The organism is Dyadobacter endophyticus, from assembly GCF_014641595.1.
Classification (GTDB): Bacteria; Bacteroidota; Bacteroidia; order Cytophagales; family Spirosomataceae; genus Dyadobacter; species Dyadobacter endophyticus.
The window spans coordinates 1,121,127-1,142,860 of the sequence record NZ_BMIA01000002.1 but is presented as its reverse complement, the minus strand read 5'-3'; the positions used below and the strand labels follow the sequence as shown (position 1 = coordinate 1,142,860).

Sequence of the window (21,734 nt, the reverse complement as noted above, 5' to 3'; positions counted from 1 at the left end):
ATATTTTGGTGAATTAAATTAGTGGGTTATTCATAAAAACAGCAGCCATCGCTCGATCGAAGGCTGCTCGTTTTGTTTTTGGGGGATGAGTCATTCACTCATTCAAAATTAAAAAATCTTCAACCCCAACGTCACCTGCCAGGAACTTACTTTCTGCTTCACGGAGCCGCCTGTTGCCTGCTGGCCGCTTACCTGAAATGATGCCAGGTTGGTGAAGGAACCTTCTTTTCTTACATCCAGACTAAAATTGCCAAGGTCAAGACCCGCGCCGAGCTGGTAACCGAAAGTCGCTTGCGACATTGCATTGTTTAAATCGGAAGTGTAGTATTTGAACGCATCGCGCAGCCGCTGGTTGTCGCCGATGCGGAACGAAGTAACCGGCCCTGCAAGAATCCGGAATGGGCCCCCTTTCAAACCGATCAGTAATGGGACGTCGATATTGCTGTATTTGACATTGATCGTTTTTTCAACCGGTGTTTCCTGGTCATGCTGGATTATTTTGAACGAGCCACCTTTGGTTGATACCAGTACCTCAGGTTGAATGAACAACGTTTTACCAAAGCGCATCCAGATGCCGCCTACCGCGCCCGTCCTGGTATTGAAACTTTCTTTCAGGTTATCCCGTACCTCTTTTCCATCATATCCGAGATATGGATTTCCCTGATCATCGTAGCGTGTCGTGAAAACATCGCCCATTGAAAGCCGCGACAAGTTCACCCCTCCCTTGATACCAAACGCAAAACCTTTTTTCTGGGCCTGCACATTTGAGAATGTGAAAATGCAGAGCAAACAGGCACAGGCTACTTTTGTTAGGATGTCCATGGATAATATGATTTTTTAAGTAAAACAGGTTAATAACGCCAATTTGCAAAAAACTATACCTATCCTATATTTTTTTTGATTTTGTGGCCGAAACATGCAAATATTGGATTAATATCATCCGAATTACGTTAGTCACCAAGAGGATATAAATTAGACTATTCTATTATGGCCAAAGCCAAAACAGCATATTTTTGTCAGGAATGTGGGTATAATTCGCCAAAATGGGTCGGCAGATGTCCGTCGTGCGGCGAGTGGAATACGTTCGTACAGGAAGTTATTGAAAAAGACGACAAGAAAACAGCGGTTTCCTGGAAATCGGTAAATCTGGCAAGTCGTCCGCGGGCGATTGCCGAAATTGTCTACGAAAATGAGCCGCGTATCCGCACATTCGATGAGGAACTGAACCGTGTACTCGGTGGAGGTATCGTGCCAGGCTCTCTGGTACTGATCGGCGGGGAGCCGGGAATCGGAAAGTCGACCCTCATGCTGCAAATCGCGCTGACGCTTTCAAATAAAAAGGTGCTGTACGTATCGGGTGAGGAATCGGAGGCGCAGATCAAGATGCGGGCTGAGCGCATGACAGCCAAAAGCGACAATTGCTTTATCCTCACTGACACCCAAACTCAGAATATTTTCAGGCAGATAGAAGATTTTCAACCTGAAATACTCATTGTTGATTCTATTCAAACCATGCAGTCGACTTACATCGAGTCGGGCGCGGGCAGTGTGTCGCAGGTGCGTGAATGCACGGCCGAGTTTATGAAGTACGCGAAGGAAATGGGTGTGCCAGTGTTCCTGATAGGCCATATTACCAAAGACGGCTCGCTGGCCGGACCGAAAGTACTGGAACACATGGTAGACACCGTGCTCCAATTCGAAGGCGACCGGCACAATACTTACCGGATTTTACGCACCATGAAGAACCGTTTCGGTAGCACTTCTGAGCTCGGTATATATGAAATGCAGGGAACGGGCCTTCGCCAGGTAAGCAATCCTTCCGAAATCCTGATCTCGCAGCGCGATGAGCCCGTTAGCGGCATCGCGATTGGTTCGATGATGGAGGGGAACCGCCCATTGCTGGTGGAGATACAATCACTGGTGAGCGTCGCGACCTACGGAACCCCGCAGCGGAGCAGTACCGGCTTTGATGCGAAACGCTTGCAAATGTTGCTGGCTGTTTTGGAAAAAAGGGGAGGTTTCAGGCTGGGTGTGCAGGATGTTTTCCTAAATGTCGCGGGCGGTTTGAAAGTAGAAGATCCCGCGATTGATTTGGCTGTAGTGGCGTCGCTGGTTTCTTCCTACGAGGATAAATTCATTCCTCCATCCGTATGTTTTGCGGCGGAAGTCGGACTGGGCGGAGAAGTAAGGGCTGTGAACCGAATTGAGAACCGTATTTCCGAGTCTGAAAAACTAGGTTTTAAGAAGATTTACATCTCAAAATACAACAGCAAAGGCCTGGATTTGAAACGTGGGAAAATCGAGATCATTCCCGTGGCGCATCTCGACGAGCTTTTTATGTCACTCTTTCTGAATCAATAGCTTTGAGTATCCGGCATTCAGGAAGATTTACCGCATTTTGGAATGCTTCACTAAATAAGCGAGTAATACAGGATCGAAGCCTTTGGCAATATCCGCTTCGATGAAGTCGATCTTATATTGCCCGCATTTCAGTTTCAGCTTCTGGTAAAAATCGCCCACAAACTGTTGGTAAGATTCGCGTACCTGTTCAGGCTGGACTTTGATTTTTTCACCTGTTTCGAGGTCGACGAACTCGTAAGGCCGGTTTTCGAAGGCGAAATTCTCCTCCGTTTTACGATCAGTGACGTGGAAAAGCAGCACCTCGTGGAGGTTATGCCGTAAGTGCTGCAATGCAGAGAAGATCTTTTCCGCTTCTTCCAGATTATCAAACATGTCGCTGAAAATGACCACCAGCGACCGTTTATGGATTTTTTCGGCAATCTGATGCAGGACATCGGATACCGAAGTTTTGAGGAGCGGACGGTTGGTTTGCAGCTGTTGTTCCAGTTCGAGCATGATCTTATGTACATGCGAGGGCGTGGATTTTACCGCCGTTTGTACTTCGATCTGTTCAGCAAATGTGCAGAGACTCACGGCGTCTTTCTGCCGTTGCAGCAAATAGGTCAGGCTTGCCGCAGCCATGACGCTGAACGTCATTTTGCCATAATTGTCTTCCGGATAATACATCGAAGACGACGTATCGAGCAAAATATGGCAACGCAGGTTAGTTTCTTCTTCGTAACGCTTTACGTAGAGCCGGTCCGTTTTAGCAAATACCTTCCAGTCGATATTCCGCGTGGATTCGCCGGTGTTGTAAAGTTGATGTTCGGCAAATTCGACTGAAAAGCCGTGAAACGGGGACTTGTGAAGGCCGGTGATAAAACCTTCTACCAACTGTTTTGCAAGAAATTCCAGGTTTCCGAATTCTCTGACCTTGGCCAGATCCAGTTGGCGGACACTCATTATTGCGTCAAGGCTTACTTCTCATGGAAATAACTTTGCCCGATTTGGGGTCGATTTCTTCGTTGGGTGACAAGAGCACCATTCCTTCCATTCCCACAACCCTGATCGAAACGTTGGCAACACCTTTGGCAAGAATGCCCAGCAGGCGGGCTGCTTCCTTACTGAGGTCGATCACACGGTGCTTTGAAAACGGCCCGCGGTCGTTGACTCTCACGATCACTTTTTCGTCGTTTTCCAGATTCGTCACTTCTAGCATGGTATTGAGCGGATAGCTCCGATGGGCGGCCAGCAATTCACTGCTTTTATGTACTTCCCCGAAAGAGGTTTTCCTGCCGTGAAACCGCGCCGAGTAGTAGGAGGCATTTCCGGTTTCCGTTTTGCCGAGTTTTACCTGAGCGATGGCTTCCGGTAACAGCGCGACAAACGCTAACATGGTGAGAATCAGAATTCGACGATAAGTCATTTTTCTGGTATTAGGTGAAACATAATAAGGTAAAAGTTCCTTATCTCATATCTTCCTTTGGTGTTTCAGATCAATTTTAAAACCCACGAATTTCAAAACTAGTAAAAAGTTCGAAACAAACCAGCAAAGTTTCAGTTAATTTGATCGCGGTTAGCAGCTAAGCTTGTAACCCTCAACCGGCAAATCGCTAATATGTTCCGGTTTTTTTGGAAGCAGCAATAAACTTTATATTTTAGCGTTTGGAAACCTATTTAAAACTAAACATAGTGGAAGACAGAGAGCAAATCTACTCCAAAAGGGTCAGGGCGGGAAAACGGACTTACTTCTTCGATGTTCGCTCTACGCGATCTAACGATTACTATCTTACCATCACAGAAAGCCGTCGCCACCCTCAGGGAGACGGATTTACGTACGAGAAACACAAGATGTTTTTGTACAAGGAGGACTTTGACAAGTTCGTGGAGGCATTGAAAGAAGCGGTTGATCACGTGAAAACAGAGTTGATGCCGGAGGTTGACTTCTCGCAATTTGAATCCAAAGCAGACGAGGTAGACGTAGTAGGAGAGTCGGACCTGAAGTGGGATTAAGAAATTAAGATATTGAATAGAAGCCTTCGCAATTGATTACGAAGGCTTTTGGTTTTTGTACCTGCTAAATAGTAATTTTGCGAAAATTATTATTCAGCAGGCGGGCATGCTTTGCTTTCCAGGCAGGTATGAGGCCGCCGTTCACTGCTTACCATTCATATATGAGTCTTCAATGTGGGATTGTCGGATTGCCGAACGTTGGGAAATCCACCCTTTTTAATGCCATTTCTACCGGCAAAGCCGAAGCTGCCAATTACCCTTTTTGCACCATAGAGCCCAATGTGGGCGTTGTGACCGTTCCGGACGAACGCCTGGACACCCTTACCAAGCTGGTTAGTCCTCAAAAGGTGATCCCGACGATCATTGAATTTGTGGACATCGCGGGTCTGGTGAAAGGCGCGAGCCAGGGGGCGGGATTAGGCAACAAGTTTTTGGCTAATATTCGTGAAGTGGATGCGATCGTACACGTGGTACGCTGTTTTGCCGACGACAACGTTGTGCACGTGGAAGGCCGCGTAGACCCGGTTTTCGACAAGGAAATTATCGATGCCGAGTTGCAGCTGAAAGACCTGGAATCGATCGAGAAGAAGATCCAGAAGACGGAAAAAGGGGCTCGCGCAGGCGACGCCAAGGCGAAGGCCGAATTGGAATGGTTGAAAAAGTATAAATCGACGCTCGAAGAAGGAAAGAATGCGAGAAGTGTTGAAATCGATGCGGAGACCAAGGAATCGGTTATCGGCGATTTGCAATTGCTGACTGCAAAACCTGTGCTATATGTGGCGAATGTGGACGAAGGCTCGATGCTTACCGGAAACGAATATTCTGAAAAACTGAGAGAGGCTGTAAAACATGAAGGTGCGGATGTGATCGTACTTTGCGCGGCTATCGAATCCCAGATCTCCGAAATCGAAGATCCCGAAGAACACGAGATGTTCCTGAGCGAATATGGATTGACGGAATCAGGTTTAAGTAAGCTGATTAAGGCTTCTTATGCACTTTTGAACCTCATTACCTATTTCACTGCGGGTGTGAAGGAAGTTCGCGCCTGGACGATCGTGAAGGGTTGGAAAGCACCACAAGCCGCCGGAGTAATCCACAGCGACTTTGAAAAAGGCTTCATTCGTGCTGAGGTAATTAAAATTGCCGATTATGAGCATTACAAGACGGAACCTGCCGTAAAAGAGGCTGGTAAAATGGCGGTGGAAGGCAAGGAATATATCGTGGCGGATGGCGATATTATGCACTTCCGTTTCAACGTATAGTTTTTAAATTCATTGAGATATTCAAAGAGCGGCCATGTGCCGCTCTTTGTTTTTTTTACCTATTAATCTTCATAATAATCCGGAGCGTCCTTATGGATCACCGCTCGAAGCGTTTTGGCCATATGCAGAATGCTATCCACCTTGTAATGTGCTTTTTTGAAAATCTCCGGATTATGCCCTTCATTGACCAGCTGCATGAACATCTCCCGCAGAAAGACAAGATCGTCGATATTCTGTGAGAAATCTTCTACGATATACATCTGAAAACCTCGGTCGTCTAACTGGGGGAAATAGAGCACCAGGCAAAGCTCTGTCTGCACATAGAAACTGATGACATGACTGGCCTCGAAATTGGCAGGCATTTCATCGTGATCGACCAGGCAGTCGATGATGTAATTCTCGTCGTTGGTGATCGAGAGGTTCGATGTGAGGTAGACGCTGTTTGCTGATGATTTCATAACGTTAAGTAGTTAACGCCGCCGGTTCCATTCCACGGTGCGGTAGCCGACGAGCAGATCGGCCCGGCTGGCAGGCGGGCGGTGATAGATCAATATGTCATAGTCGTTTTCGGTAGCGGCGAAATTTCCTTCAATGTAAGACTCATCCGGCTTCTGATTGCCTCTGACCATGGTGTAGTTATAGTTGATCACACCCTGCTTAACCATCATTTCGACCTGATAAGCCTGTGCGGTGGCGTCATATGTCATTTTGTTATGGTCGGTGAGTTGCCAGAGGTTGAAAGCGCCATTTACATAAAATATCGCGCCAGGATCTTCCTCTGTTTTTAATGTAAATACCACGGGCGTATAATCGGCCTCTACACTTCCGCGCCCCGATTCGCGCTGATCGACAATATACTGGCCATTAAAGTCATCTATTTGCACATAGGGGACGTGCGCTCGTGGCTTATCGGGAAAGAGGAATAGCTTTGTGAACTCGTCCGTTCGTTCGATCTCGTTTACACCATATCCACGGCCGGTAAGCGAGCGGCTATCGAAATACCTGAATTCGTTTCCGCCCTGGAATGTGTTTTCAAGGTCAAAAAAAGTGTATTCCAGCTTCTGGTCAAATGGCCGCACATTGGTTGGCTTGTAGTTTGTCTTCGCCTGGTCCCAGCGGAAGTTCTTACGAATCACCACCTTCAGATCTGTTTGTGGCGCAACGAGCTGGTAACCTTTGTAATCAACTGAGAAATCGATCTGCTGATCCGAGAACTGCTGTTCGATACCCTGCGAAAAGCGGGCTTGCGCGCTAATGCTTACGCGCGGTTGATAATGCATAAACCGCCGGCTGAACATTAGTTTTCTGTCCCGGTCGGAAAACACATAGACTACATAATTGCCCGGGAGCTTCAATTTAGGCAATTCGAAACGGTAATGCGTGTAAGGAACCTTCGTGCTGAACGACTGATCGTATCTAATGACAGGATATTCATTGAATTCGTAAGTGAATTCAATATCGTTCAGGTTGGACTTGGTCCAATCTGCATTGCAATGGATGATTTTGGCGCGATAACCCTCGGGCTGGCCGGTCAGATCGTCGAATTCGAGTACCAGCGGCGCGGGGTTATTTAATGGCGTGATAGGTGGCGTAAGCAGGCGGGTAGGCGTTTCAGGATCGTCGAGAGCCGGGTACAAAAGCACGGTTTTGATCTTGTCCTGATAAATAAAATCTTCCAGGCGAAGCCCCTGCGGCTGCGCGTAAGCGTGTGTGCAAAAGAGAAAAAGGACTATCGATAGGACTAAACGCATTTCGGGATTTTTAAATGACTAACGATACTTTTTACGGTAAGGTACATATAGTTTGGAAAAGGTGATTTGAAGATTATTAACTATTTTTGATTAGAAAGGATGACTGCAGTAGCGATCAAAATGTACACGCAAGAAGAATATCTTGAACTGGAACGCGCCGCCGAGTACAAAAGCGAGTACTATCGGGGGGAGATATTTGCGATGTCGGGAGCGAGATTTAATCACAATCGGATTAAGGAGAACCTTTCCATCGAGATAGGTGGTTTTCTCAAAGGGAAGAACTGTGAAAGCTTATCCAGCGACATGCGTGTCCATATCCCCGAGAACACTTTATATACCTACCCAGATCTCCTAATAGTTTGCGGTAAGCCAGAATTTCTTGACGATCATCTGGATACGCTACTCAATCCTTCCGTGATTGTCGAAGTGTTATCGCCAAGTACCGGGAGTTATGATCAGGGAAAAAAGTTTTACTTATATCAAAGTCTGAAATCTTTGACAGAATATGTCCTGGTTGATTCCCAGCAGGTAGGGGCACAGGTTTACCGCAAAAGCGATGATGGCGTGTGGTTTGTTTCGTCGGCTGCCTATGACATTGGTGGGACTATTAAAATCGGCCATATTGGCCTCGCGTTACAAATGACGACCATTTACGGGCAAACGATAAGCTTGATGTAAAATGTGAAAGGGAGTCTTTTCACCCCCTTTCACATTATTCTATTTCCCCGAAAGTTCCTCTACTTCCAGCATTAAATTCTCCCAATCATCCGTGCTCTGTTCCAGCTTTTGCTTGATGTCGGCATAAAACCGGTTCAGTTCAGCTAATGCAACAGAATCGTTGTAAATCTTCGGATCGGCTAGTTTGCCTTCGGTCTCTACTTTTCTTACTTCGAGATTATTGATTGTATCTTCCAGCTCTTCGATCTGCTTTCTCGCTTTTTTTAGCTTCTGAGCATCTTCGTTCGATTGGGGTTTGCCATTGTTTTTATTTGGATTGGCAGATGCAGGCTGGCCTTTTTGCGGCGGCGCGCTGCTTACCTGTACTTTTTCGCTTACAGCCGACTGCAATCCACGCTCTTCCACCCAAATTTCATATTCTTCATAAGTACCCGGATATTCCTTGATCTGATGGTCTTCAATATACCAGATCTTGTTAGCGATGTTCTCAACAAAATAACGGTCGTGGGAAACGACGATATAACTGCCCTCATATTGCTGCAACGCCTGGATCAGGATATTCACCGATTGCATATCCAGGTGGTTGGTAGGTTCATCGAGCAGCAGGAAGTTCGCCTGTGACAGCAATACCTTAGCCAATGCAACTCGCGATTTCTCCCCTCCTGAAAGTACCTTGATCTTCTTGAATACATCATCACCCGTAAACAGGAAGCATCCCAACACGGTCCGGAGTTCGGTTTCGGTCTTGGTCGGGTTGGCATATTTCAATTCCTCGATCAGATTATGCGCAACGTTGAGGGATTCGAGCTGGTGCTGGGCGTAGAATGTAAACGAAACATTGTGTCCCAGCCTTCTTTTTCCTTCAATAGGCTCGGTACCGGCCACAATCCGGAGCACTGTTGATTTACCGCGACCGTTAGCGCCGATCAGCGCGATCTTGTCGCCGCGTTCCATGCTGACATTGGTTGCGTCGAGGATCACTTTTTCACCATAGGCTTTGGACGCATCTTCCAGCTGGAATACGTGACGGCCGGGCTGAGTGGTAAATTGGAAGCGGAAATGCACTTTTGCATTCTCATCGATAACCTGATCGACGACGTCCATCCGGTCCAATGCCTTTACGCGGCTTTGCACCTGACGTGATTTGGTCGCTTTCGCCTTGAACCGCTCGATAAAGCGCTCAGTCTGGCGGATCTTGGCTTGCTGGTTTTCGTAAGCGCCACGCTGAATGTCGTTACGCAACGATTTTTCTTCGAGATAATAGGAATAGTTACCCGCGTAGTAATTCAGTTTCCCGCCTGCTACTTCCACGGTCGTATCAATGGTATTGTCGAGGAACTGTCTGTCGTGGGAAACAACGATCACCGCCCCTTCGTAGCTCTGGGTATATTTCTCCACCCATTGAATCGATGGAAGGTCCAGGTGGTTGGTTGGCTCATCGAGCATTAAGAGCGACGGCTTTTGCAAAAGCAACTTCGCGAGCATTACGCGCATCCGCCATCCTCCTGAGAACTGGCGCAGCGGCAGGTTTAGATCGGCGGTCGAGAAGCCCAGACCTTCCAGGATAGCTTCTGCCTTCGATTGTACCGAATAGCCATCCAATGCCTCGAATTCATCCTGCACACGTGCAAGCTTATCGACAAGTTCATCGGTATAATTGTGTTCCATGTCGTGCAGGATCTTATCCATTTGCACTTGGAGAACATTTTGTCTTTCAAATGCTTGCATTGCCACCGAAAGGATTGAATCCTCGGTTTGGTATGAAAGCAAATCCTGATTGAGGAAGCCGATTGTGCAGTCGCCAGCCTTGGAGATCGAGCCAGCGTCGGGCTGGAATTCTCCGTTTATCATGCGCAATAGGGTAGACTTCCCGGTACCGTTCAGTCCGATGAGTCCAATCTTTTGTTTTGGCTTGATATGTAGTGAGGCGCCGTCGTATAATGCACGGTCGCCCAGGAAATAGCTGAGGTTCGTAATCGCGATCATGGTGCAAAGGTACGGGGAAAGAAGCAGATAGAAAAAGCGTGATGTTGGAATAGTTATAAAGGCATTCGGGGTTTAGTTATGAATGGGTTATTTATGTAAATTTGATCAATGAACAATCTCTTCCCGATATTCCTGAAACTCGAAAACCTGCACACGCTCATTGTGGGCGGAGGCTACGTAGGTTTGGAAAAAATTACTGCTGTTCTCGACAACTCCCCGCTTGCACGCGTAACGCTCGTGTCGCCTGAAATCCGGGGGGAAATAACTGAGATTGCATCCACCAATTCCCGAATAAATCTAATTGTACGAAAGTTTGAGGAGGAAGACCTGCTGGAAAAGGACCTGGTGATCGTCGCCACGAACGACAAGCAAGAGAATAAACGGATCTCGGAGACAGCCCGTGCCAGGCATATGCTCACGAATGTGGCGGATACGCCGGATATATGCGACTTTTACCTCTCGTCGGTAGTCAGAAAGGGTAACTTAAAAGTGGCTATTTCCACGAACGGCATGTCCCCGACATTTGCCAAACGACTGAAAGAAGTACTCGGAGAAGCGCTCCCCGACAACCTCGAAACGGCCATGGAGCAGCTCAAAGCGGTGCGCGATATGCTGAAAGGTGATTTTGCTTCCAAGGTCGACGAACTGAACCGAATTACTTCGGTTTTGACTGAAAAGAAAAAAGATGCCTCCTAATGCCGCTTAAATCACGTTATCGGTACAATAAAATGCGATTTTGCAGTGTTTTTAGAAATATAATTTGTTGAAATCACGTTGAGCATCTCCACAGTATCGGTAATTTGTGCGTATTGAATATATTCTTTTGATCCTGCACATCAAATCACTTTAAATTTTGTCACCGCCAGTGGTGGAATGTTTTCGCTTTTCGTGCGATAATACGTATTATTGAATCTATTAATTTTTAAACCCGCTTTGGGCGGACGGACAGTTATTTGGGGTTAGACTTATACTTATTTATATGAATCTTTTCTATCGGATCAGTGGCCTGAGTCGGCTTATTGCGTTGCTCCTGGGTGTCTTCTTTCTGTCCGTTTGCACTTCTCCGTTTTCTTCCTTTGCATTTGCCGCCGATATCGACGTCAAAGGTGTCGTGAAAAGCACTACCGGCGAACCGTTAATTGGGTCGACCGTGAGGGTGAAAGGCTTGCAGAAAGGAACGGTTACCAATGAAAAAGGGGAATTTGTGTTGCAGGGTGTAAACGACAATGCAACCCTTGTGATTTCAATGATTGGCTTTTTATCCAAAGAGGTGAAGGCGGCCCGGAATCTGACGATCGAACTAGCAGAAGATGCGGTGGGCTTGCAGGATGTGGTAGTGACCGGTTTTCAGCAGATTAACAAGGACAAATTCACAGGTTCGGCCGTAACGCTGAAAACCGACGATGTGAAGATCGACGGTCTGCCCGACGTCAGCCGGATGCTGGAAGGCCGTGCAGCCGGTGTTTCGATCCAGAACGTCTCCGGAACTTTCGGGGCCGCACCCAAAATCCGCATCCGCGGCGCCACTTCTCTCAACGGTGCCAACAAGCCGCTTTGGGTTATCGACGGCGTTGTGCAGGAAGATATTGTGAATATTTCAAACGACCAGCTTTCCAGCGGCGACCCTACGACGCTGCTCGGCTCGGCGGTAGCAGGGCTAAACCCGAACGATATCGAGACTTTCGATATATTGAAAGATGCCGCTGCGGCGGCATTGTACGGTGCCCGCGCAATGAACGGAGTGATTGTAATTACGACCAAAAAAGGAAAGAGCGGCAAACCGGTCATTACTTATTCCGGCAATTTCAGTACGCAGCTGGTTCCTTCCTATCGAAACTTCAACATTATGAACTCGGCGCAGCAAATGTCGGTGCTGGGCGAGCTGGAAAGAAAGGGCTATCTCAACTCGGGCATTCTTTCGAAGCCGGATTACGGGGTTTACGGAAAAATGTATAACCTGATGACAGGCGACAGCCAGGGTAATTTCCCATTGGAAAACTCGACGGAGGCTAAACGAAATTTTTTAATGGGCTATGCCAAGTCGAATACCGACTGGTTTGATGTACTTTTTAAACAAAACTTCATTCACGAGCACTCGCTCAGCGTTTCGTTCGGAACAGAAAAGTCGAGTTCGTATGCATCGGTTAGTTACCTGGATGACAATGGGTGGACGATTGCCGATAAAGTAAAAAGGTACACCCTCAATTTTAACAATACATACCAGCTCTCCGACCGCCTGAGCATCGGCCTTACCACGCTTGCTTCTGTAAGACGACAACAGGCACCGGGTTCGCTGAGCAGAAGAAGCAATCCTGTAGAAGGCAAGTACGACCGCGATTTTGATATTAACCCGTTCAGCTACGCATTGAATACCAGCCGGACGCTCACCGCTTACGACCAGAACGGCGATCTTGAATACTTCCGCAGGAATTTCGCGCCGTTCAATATTATTTCGGAGTTGGCGAACAACAGAATCAATCTGACATTGGCTGATATTAAGCTACAAGGAAATCTATCCTACAAAATCACCGACAACCTTAGCTACGACTTCCTTGGCGCGTTGCGATACATTCAGACCGGCCGGGAGCATACCATTACCGAGCACAGTAACATGGCCAATGCATACCGGGCAGCCGATAACTCCACGATCGCACTGGCCAATAAATATCTCTACACTGACCCCGATGTACCAAACGCCTACCCGGTGGTAGTGTTGCCCAGCGGTGGTTTCTACAACCGTAACGAGGATCAGATGCTGTTCTATAACATCAGAAACAACCTGCGATACAACAAGAAATTCGGAGAGCGGCACGAAGCGAATGCATTAGTGGGTCAGGAAGTGAAATTTACGAACCGCCAGAATTCCAACAATACGGGCTACGGCTTCCAGTACGACCAGGGCGGGACGCCTTTCGTGGATTACCGCATTTTGAAACAAACCATCGAAACCAACTTCCAGTATTACGGAATGCAAATGGACTACGAGCGTTTTGCAGCATTCTATGGAAGTCTCGGGTACACGTTGGATGGGAAGTATAACGTCACAGGATACGTGCGATACGACGGTTCGAACCGCTTTGGGAAGTCGGCTATTGCGCGATGGCTGCCTACGTACACGATTGCGGGTTCCTGGAATTTCGACCGTGAAAATTTCTTCAAAAACCTGAAATGGCTTAGCATGGGCCGCCTGCGGTTGAGTTACGGGCTTTCGGCAGATACTGGCCCGGCCACCAATGCCGCGGTATTGTTTCAAAGCATCATCACCCGTCGGCCTTATGTGGATGAAAAAGAATCGGCGATACAGCTTGCGGCATTGCAAAATACCGAGCTGACCTGGGAAAAGTTGTACAGCGGTAATGTCGGTTTGGATGTGGGTTTGTTTGCCAACCGGATCAATTTTACGCTCGATGGCTACATCCGTAATAGCTTCGACCTGATCGACCAAATTAAGACTTCGGGCATCGGTGGACAGATCTACAAGGTTGCCAACTATGCCGATATGGAATCGTACGGCGCCGACTTTTCTGTGGATGGGGTATTGTTCAAAACCAGTGACTGGGATTTCCGCTCGCGCATTACGTTTGGCTATTCGCACACGCTCATCACGAATGTGGATAACAGCCCAGGTATTTTTGACCTAGTGAAAGCAGAAGGAGCCAATGTGCAGGGCAAGCCTGTGCGTAGCCTTTTCTCAATTGACTACCGCGCTTTGAACCCTAAAACCGGCGTGCCTATTTTCCTTAACGAGAACGGAGAGGTGAGCTCCGATGTGTATTTGCAGGACCAGAATATCAAGTATCTCAAATATGAAGGGCCGGTTGATCCGCCTTTTACCGGTGGTTTTAACAACACGCTCGCTTACAAGGGGCTTTCGCTGAACGTGTTTTTTACCTATCAGGCAGGCAACAAGATCCGCCTTAATCCATTGTATAAAAGTACATTCAGTGACCTGGATGCGATGCCGAGGGAGTTTCTGGACCGTTGGGTGATGCCAGGCGATGAAAAAGTTCCGGCGACACCATCCATTTCCGATCAGCTCGAATTGCTCTATCTGCAAGGTACCTATCCTTACAACATCTATAACTACTCGACCGAGCGTGTGGCGAAAGGCGATTTTGTGCGGTTGAAATCAGTATCACTGGCATATAAGCTACCATTGCAGGTTATTTCACGTTACGGTTTTAAGGCGGCTAGCATTCAGGTTTCTTCGATTAACCCGTGGCTGATTTATTCGGATAAGAAGCTGAAAGGTCAGGATCCTGAGTTCTTTAACTCCGGTGGTGTTGCACAACCGATTCAGAAGCAGTTCACGGTTGCATTGAAACTGACATTGTAAAGGTTTGAGGACGATTCATTTTGAAGACATGGCTACCATCAAAAATTTTAACAAAATAATGCTGATCCTCCCGCTGCTGGCACTGGCCGGTTGCGAGGACTTTCTTTCGAAAGAGCCGGACAGCACGCGGGCGATCATCAACACGCCCAAAAAGGTTTCCCAACTCCTCACTACCGCTTATCCTCAGGCAGGTTATGTTGTGTTTTCTGAGAGTATGAGCGATAATGTGGCCGATAAAGGAGTAGGTGAGGATGATAAGACAAATCGAGGATCATTCCTCTTTGAAGTAGTGGAGGCAACCGTCGATGAACAGGATTCCCCCGACTCGTACTGGGCCGAATGTTATCGTGCCGTTTCGGTTGCAAACGAGGCGTTGGATATTATCAGTAAGGTTTCGGACCCTGAAAATTACAATGCGCAGCGTGGAGAAGCATTGTTGGCCAGAGCCTATGCACATTTCATGCTGGTGAACCATTACTGCAAATTTTTCGACCCGCAACAAACCAACGACAGTCCGGGTATTCCTTATGTGACAGTACCAGAGGACGTGGTGATCAAACAATACGAACGCGGTACCGTTGCAGGTGTGTACCAAAAAATTGAGCAGGATTTGCTTGAAGGGCTGCCATTGATCAGCGACGGTGCCTATACCGTCCCCAAATACCACTTTAACCTGGCGGCTGCGAACGCATTTGCGAGCCGTTTCTATCTGGTGAAGAAGGATTATCAGAAGGTCCTGCAATATGCTAATGCCGCTTTTCCGAGCAATAATTTTGTGGAAAACATGCGTCCCTGGAATACTACATATTCGAGTATGTCGCCAGCAGAACTATTCAATACCTACTCGCGCGCAACCGAGAACGCCAATTTGCTGCTGGTTGAGACCGCTTCCAACTATGGACGATTTTTAGCCACCTATCGTTACGGAATGACGTACGCAAAATGGCAGGAAATCTCGGGGAGCGAAAATATCATCAGTGGAGGAGGCAGTTGGGCATTTCCGCTTTATTATCGTGGCGACAACAATTACTTTGTCCCAAAACTGACCGAATACTTCGTGCGTGAATCGGTGAATGCAGAGATTGGCTTCCCTTATGTGATGCTGCCGATATTTACTGTTGAGGAAGTTCTTTTCAACCGGATCGAAGCGAATGCATACCTAAACAACACAGCCGCATGCCTTACCGACCTGAACAGATACATTAGCAAGCGCGTCAGTAATTACGACGCGTCCAGGCATAAAGTGACGGCGAGCAGCATGACGAGCTATTTTGGGTCTAGCAATCTGCGGAATAATATCATCAACACTGTCCTTTCATTCAAACGGGTTGAATTCGTACAGGAAGGTATGCGCTGGTTTGACCTTCAACGCTATAATGCTCCGGTAACACATACAACAAGGGGAGGGGTGGTGATTGCTGTTCCTGCGGGCGATAACCGCCGGGTATTGCAGATCCCACAGACGGCTTCACTTTCAGGTATAGCACAGAATCCAAGGTAAAAACTATTTAACCATGAAAATCATAATCAAACATTTTTCATACTACGTTGTCGCTGCCATGTTGTTTAGCACAACGTTGACGTCCTGTAAAGAGGATTCGATCGGCGAGGTGGACGATATTCCTGGCCTTGGCGGTATCGATTGGGTGAAAGGTCCTATCGATCAATGGATTAAGGATAGTCTGGTAACTCCCTACAATATTTCGGCCCAGTACAAATGGGACCAGTTCGAATTTGGAAACATCACCAAAAATCTCGTCCCGCCCGACGAGACACAGGTGGTACCTCTCCTAAGTACGATCAAAAAAGCATGGACCAACCCGTATGTTGAAGAAGCGGGTAAGGTGTTTTATAACAAATATTCACCCAAATTTTTTATCCTCTCTGGTAGTAACGAGTACAACTCGGAGGGTTCCATTACGCTTGGAACTGCCGAAGGGGGCCGGAAAGTGATTTTGTATGGTGTAAACCTTTTCAAGATCAAGGGAATGACGGGTTATGACCCGGGAAGAGACTCTTCTTTTGTAAAGGACTGGTTCCTGCACACGATCCACCACGAATTTGGCCATATTCTGCACCAAACAGTACTGTACCCGGTAGAGTACAAGAACATTTCCAAGTCCTACTACCAGGGTGGAAACTGGATCAACTGGAATGACGCCGACGCACGACGCGATGGTTTCATTACTGCTTACAGTTCTTCGGCTTTTGATGAAGATTTTGTGGAAATGATTGCAATGATGCTTACAGAAGGAAAGGTAGGCTTTGATAAACTTGTAGACTCCATTCCCGAGGGAACAAGCTCTCATGGAGTAACAAAGGCACAGGCACAGGCCGCATTGCGGCAAAAAGAGGCTATTATTGTAGCCTATTATAAGAACACCTGGAAAATTGATTTTTACAGTCTGCAAAAAAGAGTGCGGACTTCGATGAATAAACTTTTTTAATGCCAGATGAAGAGATCTTTTTTATACCTGCTGTTTCTGACAACTGTTTTCTTTTCATGTGAAAACAGCGACGACAAGGTTTTTGAGGAGTCTGCGGATGTGCGTCTGAACGCAGCGTTGGCTTCATACGAAAAACAACTTGTGGAGGCACCCTACGGCTGGAATGCAGTTGTTTATCCGGGCGGTGGAGGCAGCTATGGCTTTTATTTTAAATTTGATAACAAGAACCGGGTGACCATGCTTTCGGACTTTTCGGATGCAGCGGCCGCTAAATCCAAGGAAAGCAGTTACCGGTTGTCGGCCCTGCAAACACCCGTGCTGGTCTTTGATACCTACTCTTATCTGCACGTTTTGGCTGACCCCGACGAAGATGTTAACAACGGTGTTCGTGGTGAAGGGCTTAAATCCGATTTCGAATTCAGCATTTTCCCCGATTCCGTGAAAACGGATGTGATTACATTGGTTGGCCGTAAAAACCAGAGCCGTCTCGTGCTCACGAAGGCGTCGCAGGCACAGGCAACCGCATATGCGAACGGCGACATGGCCAAAGGGTTGGCTTTCAATAATATTGCCAAATATCAGCCTTATTTTAAGCGCGTTACACTCGGGGCAAATACTTACGAAATTACGGTTAACCAGACCACGAGGAGTATCAAGCTTACCTGGCTGAACGGGAGTACGCCGAAGACATTTACAACCAGTTACTATTTTACACCCGCGGGCCTCGCATTCGTTTCCCCGCTCGTGAACGGCTCACAGACTATCACGGGTTTCAGCAACATTACCTGGAATGCCACCACGACCCAGGTGGGTCTTTCCGGCGGCGGCGCAAATGGGACGATTGTGAGTGCGATCAAACCGATATCGGTGGATCTGGCAGCGGCAAGAAGATGGTGGCAATCTCCGATAGAATCGGGTGGTGACTGGCGATCGGCGACCGGGTTTCACGTCAACGGAGTCGACGATGCATTCAAAGTAGCCGACCTCAAATCCGGCGAGTCGATATTTGCATTCTACATCTATCAGCCCGGTGCTTCATCCCGAAATGACCTGTTCGCACCGATCTTTTATGATGGAAAGAACATATTCCTCGATTACGGTCACGCACCGGCCACGCCTACCTTTACAGCCGATGGGCGGGCGATATTTACGGATGCTGGCAGGTACGGTACGCTCCCGACGAGCGGCCCGGCGATTGAATCGGCGAAGCTTTTGTATGACGCCAGCGGCTTTTACCTTATCCAGACATCCGATGAGACCTATGACATGGTGAGTGCAAAAGATGCGAAGTCGTGGATTACCTGGCAGTAGCAGATGAATGCACGCTTACCAGTATTTCCCGTTCTTTTTGGCGAACCAATATCCCCGCCAGAATATGCGCAGGTGATTGAACAGCGTTGGTATAAGCCCGAAATGTTTTCTTAATACTTTATACCGGTCGGTAAGTGAACGGCGGTGGTTCGTGACCGACAGCCCGCCCAAAAGGTAGCGGCAGAGAACGAACGCGAGAAATTGTACGCTTTCGGCCCGTTTCAGGCATTCGATCTCCCAATCAATGTCGGCGCTGAGATTTTCGAATTCGTAAAGCGGCGCAATGTCTTTCCGGGCGATGAATGCCTGGTGACATACTTTCATGCCGAGCGCGAAATCTTGCCAGCGAAGGTTTTGAGGTAAATTATGCGGTGTAAAACGACTGCGCAGACCCACTTCGGTGCCATCTTCGCGAACCATCATCGCGTCGCTGTAATATACCGCTGCCCCGGTTTCAAATGATGATAGCAGGTTCTTCAGGGTCTGATCATCGTAAGCTTCATCTCCCGCATTCAGAAACCAGACGTATTTACCGGAAGCAAGTCGCAAACCCTTGTTCATAGCATCGTATAAGCCTCTGTCTTTTTCGGATATAACTTTGGAGACGAAACGGTTATACTGACCCGCAATGCTGAGCGTCCGGTCGTTCGAACCGCCGTCGATGATCAGGTATTCCAATTGCGCGGGATTCTTCACATGGGTCAAAGCTCGTTCCACGCTGCCCAGTGTTCGGCCGAGAAATTTTTCAGCCTGGAAGGTTATGGTGATGATCGTTAGCAATGGGCTACTGTCCATGGAGCAGGGAGTCGTAAAGTTTGGAATACTGCCTGGCTATCACTTCTTCGGAATACAATTGCAGAACTTTGTTGCGTGCATTTTCTGAAACAGCGCCGTCCGCATTGTGTTTCAACACCCACATGATACCTTCCGAGAGCGTAGAGGCAGATTTAGACAGCGCTATAAAGCCGCTTTCCAAATGTCCGATCATTTCGGGAATACCGCCGGTGTCGAACCCTACAGCTGGTGTGCCGCATGCCATCGCCTCCATAATGGTGTTGGGCAGGTTGTCTTCCAGCGACGGTACAATGAGCACATCGGCGGCATTGTATGCTTGTACCATTTGGTTTGCATCTGATATCTTACCGAGGAAATGCGCTTTTACGGGCAAATGCGCAAAGTTTTCGGCCTTCCCTTTACCTAATATCATCACTTCGGCATCGGCCAGGCCGGGTGCACGCATGGCTTCCTGAAAGTAGGTAAATCCTTTACGCGGGTCTTGTGTGTTGGCGCCTGCAAAAAGGAGTAGCTTTTTGTCGGCAGGCAGTCCCAACGCCTTCCGCGCCTCGGCACGGTTACCGGGCTTAAAAAAGTCGGTGTCGATGCAGTTAGGGATTGCCTGCGAGGGCTTTCCGCTCGTCAATACCGCTTTTTGAACCAGGTCATCCAGCCATCGGCTGGGAGAAATGAGCGTAAGGGGAGTGTTTTGATAGAGCGCTAACTTTTTCTCGAATTGCGCAAAAGCGATATCATATTCGCCGGGCTTTTTGAGATAGGGGCAATAACAGCAATGCGAAAGGTAGCGCTCACAACCCCGGTTGTAGTGGCAACCGCCAGTGAACGTCCACATATCATGCAATGTCCAGACGATCGGTTTTCCGAGCGCGAAGAGTTTTTCCAGCGATTTCAGCGAAAGGAACCCGAAATTGATCCAATGCAAATGAATAATACTGGCCTGCTTTACGAGCGGGTGGTCGGTAATATCGGCACCGGCAGTTGCGGGAGAAAACGCAAACCGGACTGATTTGTCTTTTTCATAAGGCAGAAAACTGAGCCTTTCCAGCACGAAATTTCCCCATGCTTTTTTTGACTTCCACGGACTATCCGCCCACGCGGTCGTTTGCGGACCGGGCCGGGAGATTTGCGAAACCATCAGATGCGAATCGACACCAGCATGAAGCAATGCCTGGTGCAACCTTGCCGCAGCGACCCCGGCACCACCTTCCCAGTGAAAAGTACTCAGTTGAAGCACCATTTGATCGCTATCGATAATTCGTGTTTTAGTAAGAGAATCTTCTTAGGTGGGTAAAATTAATAGTTCTGCCTTTAAATAATTTTTATTCGATGAAACTATCTTTATCACCAAATCAGTAACCCGACAACATGTCAAGCGAAAAGAAAAGTCACGAAGCGCATTCGGAATGGTATGAATTGCAATATGCTACACAGGAGGCAAAAAATAAAGCCATCGAATTGTGGGAGTATGACAATGCGCATCAGACCATTAACAACTGGATCCACAAGCGGCAGCTCGAACTGACGGCCCCTTTTGTCCGGGAAAAGAAATCGTGGCTGACGGTGGGAGATGGTTATGGGTTCGATGCTAATTATTTTTTCGCAAAAGGGCTGGATTCGACCGCCAGCGATATTGCTGGTACATTTTTGCCGCTGTCAAAAGAAAGAGGGTTTATTGAAAAATATGCCATTGAAAATGTAGAGCATTTAACCTTCGCGGATAACAGTTATGACTATGTTTTCTGCAAAGAGGCATATCATCACTTCCCACGCCCGTACCTGGGTGTATACGAGATGGTGCGCGTCGCGCGCGAAGCGGTTATCCTGGTCGAGCCGCATGACCCGATCTCGAAAATGCCTTTTTTGCTTGCATTAAGGAATATTTTCGACCGTTTCGATACCAGAGCATTGCAGAAATACTGGAAGAACAGATATTCGTTTGAAACGGTGGGGAACTACGTTTTTAAACTCTCTGAGCGGGAAATGGACAAGCTCGCGAATGGAATGGGATTGCCCGCAGTTGCTTTCAAGGGTATTAACAATAACTACTATCATCCTTCCTACGCGCAGGAAAAAGCCGATGACTCGTCCGCGGCGTTCCGGAAGATCAAGCGGAAGCTTGCATTACACGATTTTCTGGTGAAAGCTTCATTAATGCCATCGCAGGTGTTGTGCGCGGTCATTTTCAAGAAAATGCCTTCGGAGCAGGTGATGAAGGCAATGCAGCAGGAAGGATTTCAGGTGCACATTTTTCCGCCGAATCCGTATGCGCATTAATTTTGGCGAGTGTTTTTCTGCTTGAAACCCAGGGGCTTTCTTTCCTTTTGAGGAGGTTCGAGAAGGTAGCTGAGTGCCTGGTGGATGTCGTTGAACTTAACCTGCATTTCGTCTTCCAGTCGATCGATCCGCGCTTTAAGTTCCCTGGAATCCAGGTAGTGCTGTCGAATGCTCACAAATGCCCGCATGATCGTGATATTGACCTGTATGGCCTTGTAGCTATTCAGAACGCTGGACAGCATGGCTACTCCCTGCTCCGTAAAAGCGAAAGGAAGGTATTTGGAATGCCCACCCCGACCTTTCTTTAAGATCACAATTTGTGATCTTAAAGAAGTAAGCTCGTCCGCAGTCAGCTCGAACATAAAGTCTTCGGGGAACCGCTCCATATTTCTCCTGACTGCCTGTTTTAATGTTCTTGTCTCAATTTCATAAAGTTCTGCCAAGTCGAAATCCAACATGACTTTGTATCCACGAATCGTAAATACTTTGTTCTGAATAACTAATAGATCCATTTCTATAAGACTAGTTTGATCGCCACCTT

The 21,734-nt window shown here is 47.7% G+C and carries 19 protein-coding genes; 10 read left to right on the top strand and 9 right to left on the bottom strand.

The genetic code is table 11. The features are described 5' to 3' along the window. Nucleotides 1-108 precede the first annotated feature (108 nt). A complete protein-coding gene (locus tag IEY24_RS16910) occupies nt 109-822 on the bottom strand; it encodes a porin family protein (RefSeq protein ID WP_188934158.1) in 714 nt (237 codons plus the stop codon). A 165-nt stretch (nt 823-987) separates the two neighbouring features. Between IEY24_RS16910 and radA the strand changes: the two genes are divergently transcribed. Further along, nucleotides 988-2,361 carry a DNA repair protein RadA gene (radA, locus tag IEY24_RS16905; RefSeq protein WP_188934156.1) on the top strand — a complete coding sequence of 458 codons (1,374 nt, stop codon included), beginning with the start codon at nt 988-990 and terminating at the stop codon, nt 2,359-2,361. Nucleotides 2,362-2,388: 27 nt separating this feature from the next. Here radA and IEY24_RS16900 read toward each other — a convergent pair whose 3' ends face one another. Beyond that, nucleotides 2,389-3,303, bottom strand: a complete 915-nt coding sequence (locus tag IEY24_RS16900; RefSeq protein WP_188934154.1) for a DUF58 domain-containing protein — start codon at nt 3,301-3,303, stop codon at nt 2,389-2,391. A gap of 7 nt (nt 3,304-3,310) precedes the next feature. After that, nucleotides 3,311-3,766: a septal ring lytic transglycosylase RlpA family protein gene (locus tag IEY24_RS16895; RefSeq protein ID WP_188934152.1), complete on the bottom strand. Its 456-nt coding sequence runs from the start codon at nt 3,764-3,766 to the stop codon at nt 3,311-3,313. A gap of 239 nt (nt 3,767-4,005) precedes the next feature. Between IEY24_RS16895 and IEY24_RS16890 the strand changes: the two genes are divergently transcribed. After that, on the top strand, nt 4,006-4,353 hold the full coding sequence (locus tag IEY24_RS16890) for a DUF3276 family protein (protein ID WP_188934150.1): 348 nt from the start codon (nt 4,006-4,008) through the stop codon (nt 4,351-4,353). Nucleotides 4,354-4,514: 161 nt separating this feature from the next. Continuing rightward, complete coding sequence (ychF, locus tag IEY24_RS16885; protein ID WP_188934148.1) at nt 4,515-5,615, top strand: redox-regulated ATPase YchF; 1,101 nt, start codon at nt 4,515-4,517, stop codon at nt 5,613-5,615. Nucleotides 5,616-5,677: 62 nt separating this feature from the next. Here the strand turns inward: ychF and IEY24_RS16880 are convergent, their stop codons facing one another. Together IEY24_RS16880 and IEY24_RS16875 are read right to left on the bottom strand one after the other, a co-directional pair. After that, nucleotides 5,678-6,073 (bottom strand): hypothetical protein, encoded by a 396-nt coding sequence (locus IEY24_RS16880; RefSeq protein ID WP_188934146.1) that lies wholly within the window; start codon nt 6,071-6,073, stop codon nt 5,678-5,680. A gap of 12 nt (nt 6,074-6,085) precedes the next feature. Further along, nucleotides 6,086-7,366, bottom strand: a complete 1,281-nt coding sequence (locus IEY24_RS16875; protein ID WP_188934144.1) for a type IX secretion system plug protein — start codon at nt 7,364-7,366, stop codon at nt 6,086-6,088. Between the two features lie 99 nt (nt 7,367-7,465). Between IEY24_RS16875 and IEY24_RS16870 the strand changes: the two genes are divergently transcribed. Beyond that, complete coding sequence (locus IEY24_RS16870) at nt 7,466-8,044, top strand: Uma2 family endonuclease (protein ID WP_188934141.1); 579 nt, start codon at nt 7,466-7,468, stop codon at nt 8,042-8,044. Between the two features lie 39 nt (nt 8,045-8,083). On the opposite strand, the gene IEY24_RS16865 is transcribed toward IEY24_RS16870, so the two are convergent. Beyond that, complete coding sequence (locus IEY24_RS16865) at nt 8,084-10,030, bottom strand: ABC-F family ATP-binding cassette domain-containing protein (RefSeq protein ID WP_188934139.1); 1,947 nt, start codon at nt 10,028-10,030, stop codon at nt 8,084-8,086. A 108-nt stretch (nt 10,031-10,138) separates the two neighbouring features. Here IEY24_RS16865 and IEY24_RS16860 point away from each other — a divergent pair, with 108 nt between their 5' ends. From IEY24_RS16860 to IEY24_RS16840, 5 genes are all read left to right on the top strand, one after another. Continuing rightward, nucleotides 10,139-10,726 (top strand): precorrin-2 dehydrogenase/sirohydrochlorin ferrochelatase family protein, encoded by a 588-nt coding sequence (locus IEY24_RS16860; RefSeq protein WP_188934138.1) that lies wholly within the window; start codon nt 10,139-10,141, stop codon nt 10,724-10,726. A gap of 283 nt (nt 10,727-11,009) precedes the next feature. After that, the gene (locus IEY24_RS16855; protein ID WP_188934136.1) at nt 11,010-14,366 is read left to right on the top strand and encodes a SusC/RagA family TonB-linked outer membrane protein; all 3,357 of its coding nucleotides are present in this window, start codon (nt 11,010-11,012) and stop codon (nt 14,364-14,366) included. A 28-nt stretch (nt 14,367-14,394) separates the two neighbouring features. Further along, nucleotides 14,395-15,867, top strand: a complete 1,473-nt coding sequence (locus IEY24_RS16850) for a RagB/SusD family nutrient uptake outer membrane protein (protein WP_188934133.1) — start codon at nt 14,395-14,397, stop codon at nt 15,865-15,867. 13 nt (nt 15,868-15,880) lie between these two features. After that, nucleotides 15,881-16,813 (top strand): zinc-binding metallopeptidase, encoded by a 933-nt coding sequence (locus tag IEY24_RS16845; protein ID WP_188934131.1) that lies wholly within the window; start codon nt 15,881-15,883, stop codon nt 16,811-16,813. Between the two features lie 6 nt (nt 16,814-16,819). Continuing rightward, nucleotides 16,820-18,124, top strand: coding sequence for a DUF4302 domain-containing protein (locus IEY24_RS16840; protein WP_188934129.1), 1,305 nt, complete (start codon nt 16,820-16,822; stop codon nt 18,122-18,124). 15 nt (nt 18,125-18,139) lie between these two features. Here the strand turns inward: IEY24_RS16840 and IEY24_RS16835 are convergent, their stop codons facing one another. Continuing rightward, complete coding sequence (locus tag IEY24_RS16835) at nt 18,140-18,919, bottom strand: glycosyltransferase family 2 protein (RefSeq protein WP_188934127.1); 780 nt, start codon at nt 18,917-18,919, stop codon at nt 18,140-18,142. Next, the gene (locus IEY24_RS16830) at nt 18,909-20,156 is read right to left on the bottom strand and encodes a glycosyltransferase family 4 protein (RefSeq protein ID WP_188934125.1); all 1,248 of its coding nucleotides are present in this window, start codon (nt 20,154-20,156) and stop codon (nt 18,909-18,911) included. The genes IEY24_RS16835 and IEY24_RS16830 overlap by 11 nt, the downstream gene beginning before the upstream one ends. Nucleotides 20,157-20,284: 128 nt before the next feature. Between IEY24_RS16830 and IEY24_RS16825 the strand changes: the two genes are divergently transcribed. Further along, nucleotides 20,285-21,193 carry a class I SAM-dependent methyltransferase gene (locus IEY24_RS16825; protein WP_188934122.1) on the top strand — a complete coding sequence of 303 codons (909 nt, stop codon included), beginning with the start codon at nt 20,285-20,287 and terminating at the stop codon, nt 21,191-21,193. Here IEY24_RS16825 and IEY24_RS16820 read toward each other — a convergent pair. Beyond that, the gene (locus tag IEY24_RS16820; protein ID WP_188934120.1) at nt 21,190-21,705 is read right to left on the bottom strand and encodes an ORF6N domain-containing protein; all 516 of its coding nucleotides are present in this window, start codon (nt 21,703-21,705) and stop codon (nt 21,190-21,192) included. The genes IEY24_RS16825 and IEY24_RS16820 overlap by 4 nt on opposite strands. Between the last annotated feature and the right edge of the window lie 29 nt (nt 21,706-21,734).

Excerpts from the sequence above, each read along its gene's own strand:
- IEY24_RS16880 (WP_188934146.1), bottom strand. The coding sequence starts at position 6,073 with ATGAAATCATCAGCAAACAGCGTCTACCTCACATCGAACCTCTCGATC.
- IEY24_RS16910 (WP_188934158.1), bottom strand. The coding sequence starts at position 822 with ATGGACATCCTAACAAAAGTAGCCTGTGCCTGTTTGCTCTGCATTTTC.
- IEY24_RS16900 (WP_188934154.1), bottom strand. The coding sequence starts at position 3,303 with ATGAGTGTCCGCCAACTGGATCTGGCCAAGGTCAGAGAATTCGGAAAC.
- IEY24_RS16835 (WP_188934127.1), bottom strand. The coding sequence starts at position 18,919 with ATGGACAGTAGCCCATTGCTAACGATCATCACCATAACCTTCCAGGCT.
- IEY24_RS16840 (WP_188934129.1), top strand. The coding sequence starts at position 16,820 with ATGAAGAGATCTTTTTTATACCTGCTGTTTCTGACAACTGTTTTCTTT.
- IEY24_RS16870 (WP_188934141.1), top strand. The coding sequence starts at position 7,466 with ATGACTGCAGTAGCGATCAAAATGTACACGCAAGAAGAATATCTTGAA.
- IEY24_RS16825 (WP_188934122.1), top strand. The coding sequence starts at position 20,285 with ATGTCAAGCGAAAAGAAAAGTCACGAAGCGCATTCGGAATGGTATGAA.
- IEY24_RS16850 (WP_188934133.1), top strand. The coding sequence starts at position 14,395 with ATGGCTACCATCAAAAATTTTAACAAAATAATGCTGATCCTCCCGCTG.
- IEY24_RS16820 (WP_188934120.1), bottom strand. The coding sequence starts at position 21,705 with ATGGATCTATTAGTTATTCAGAACAAAGTATTTACGATTCGTGGATAC.
- radA (WP_188934156.1), top strand. The coding sequence starts at position 988 with ATGGCCAAAGCCAAAACAGCATATTTTTGTCAGGAATGTGGGTATAAT.
- ychF (WP_188934148.1), top strand. The coding sequence starts at position 4,515 with ATGAGTCTTCAATGTGGGATTGTCGGATTGCCGAACGTTGGGAAATCC.
- IEY24_RS16865 (WP_188934139.1), bottom strand. The coding sequence starts at position 10,030 with ATGATCGCGATTACGAACCTCAGCTATTTCCTGGGCGACCGTGCATTA.
- IEY24_RS16855 (WP_188934136.1), top strand. The coding sequence starts at position 11,010 with ATGAATCTTTTCTATCGGATCAGTGGCCTGAGTCGGCTTATTGCGTTG.
- IEY24_RS16875 (WP_188934144.1), bottom strand. The coding sequence starts at position 7,366 with ATGCGTTTAGTCCTATCGATAGTCCTTTTTCTCTTTTGCACACACGCT.
- IEY24_RS16895 (WP_188934152.1), bottom strand. The coding sequence starts at position 3,766 with ATGACTTATCGTCGAATTCTGATTCTCACCATGTTAGCGTTTGTCGCG.
- IEY24_RS16860 (WP_188934138.1), top strand. The coding sequence starts at position 10,139 with ATGAACAATCTCTTCCCGATATTCCTGAAACTCGAAAACCTGCACACG.
- IEY24_RS16845 (WP_188934131.1), top strand. The coding sequence starts at position 15,881 with ATGAAAATCATAATCAAACATTTTTCATACTACGTTGTCGCTGCCATG.
- IEY24_RS16830 (WP_188934125.1), bottom strand. The coding sequence starts at position 20,156 with ATGGTGCTTCAACTGAGTACTTTTCACTGGGAAGGTGGTGCCGGGGTC.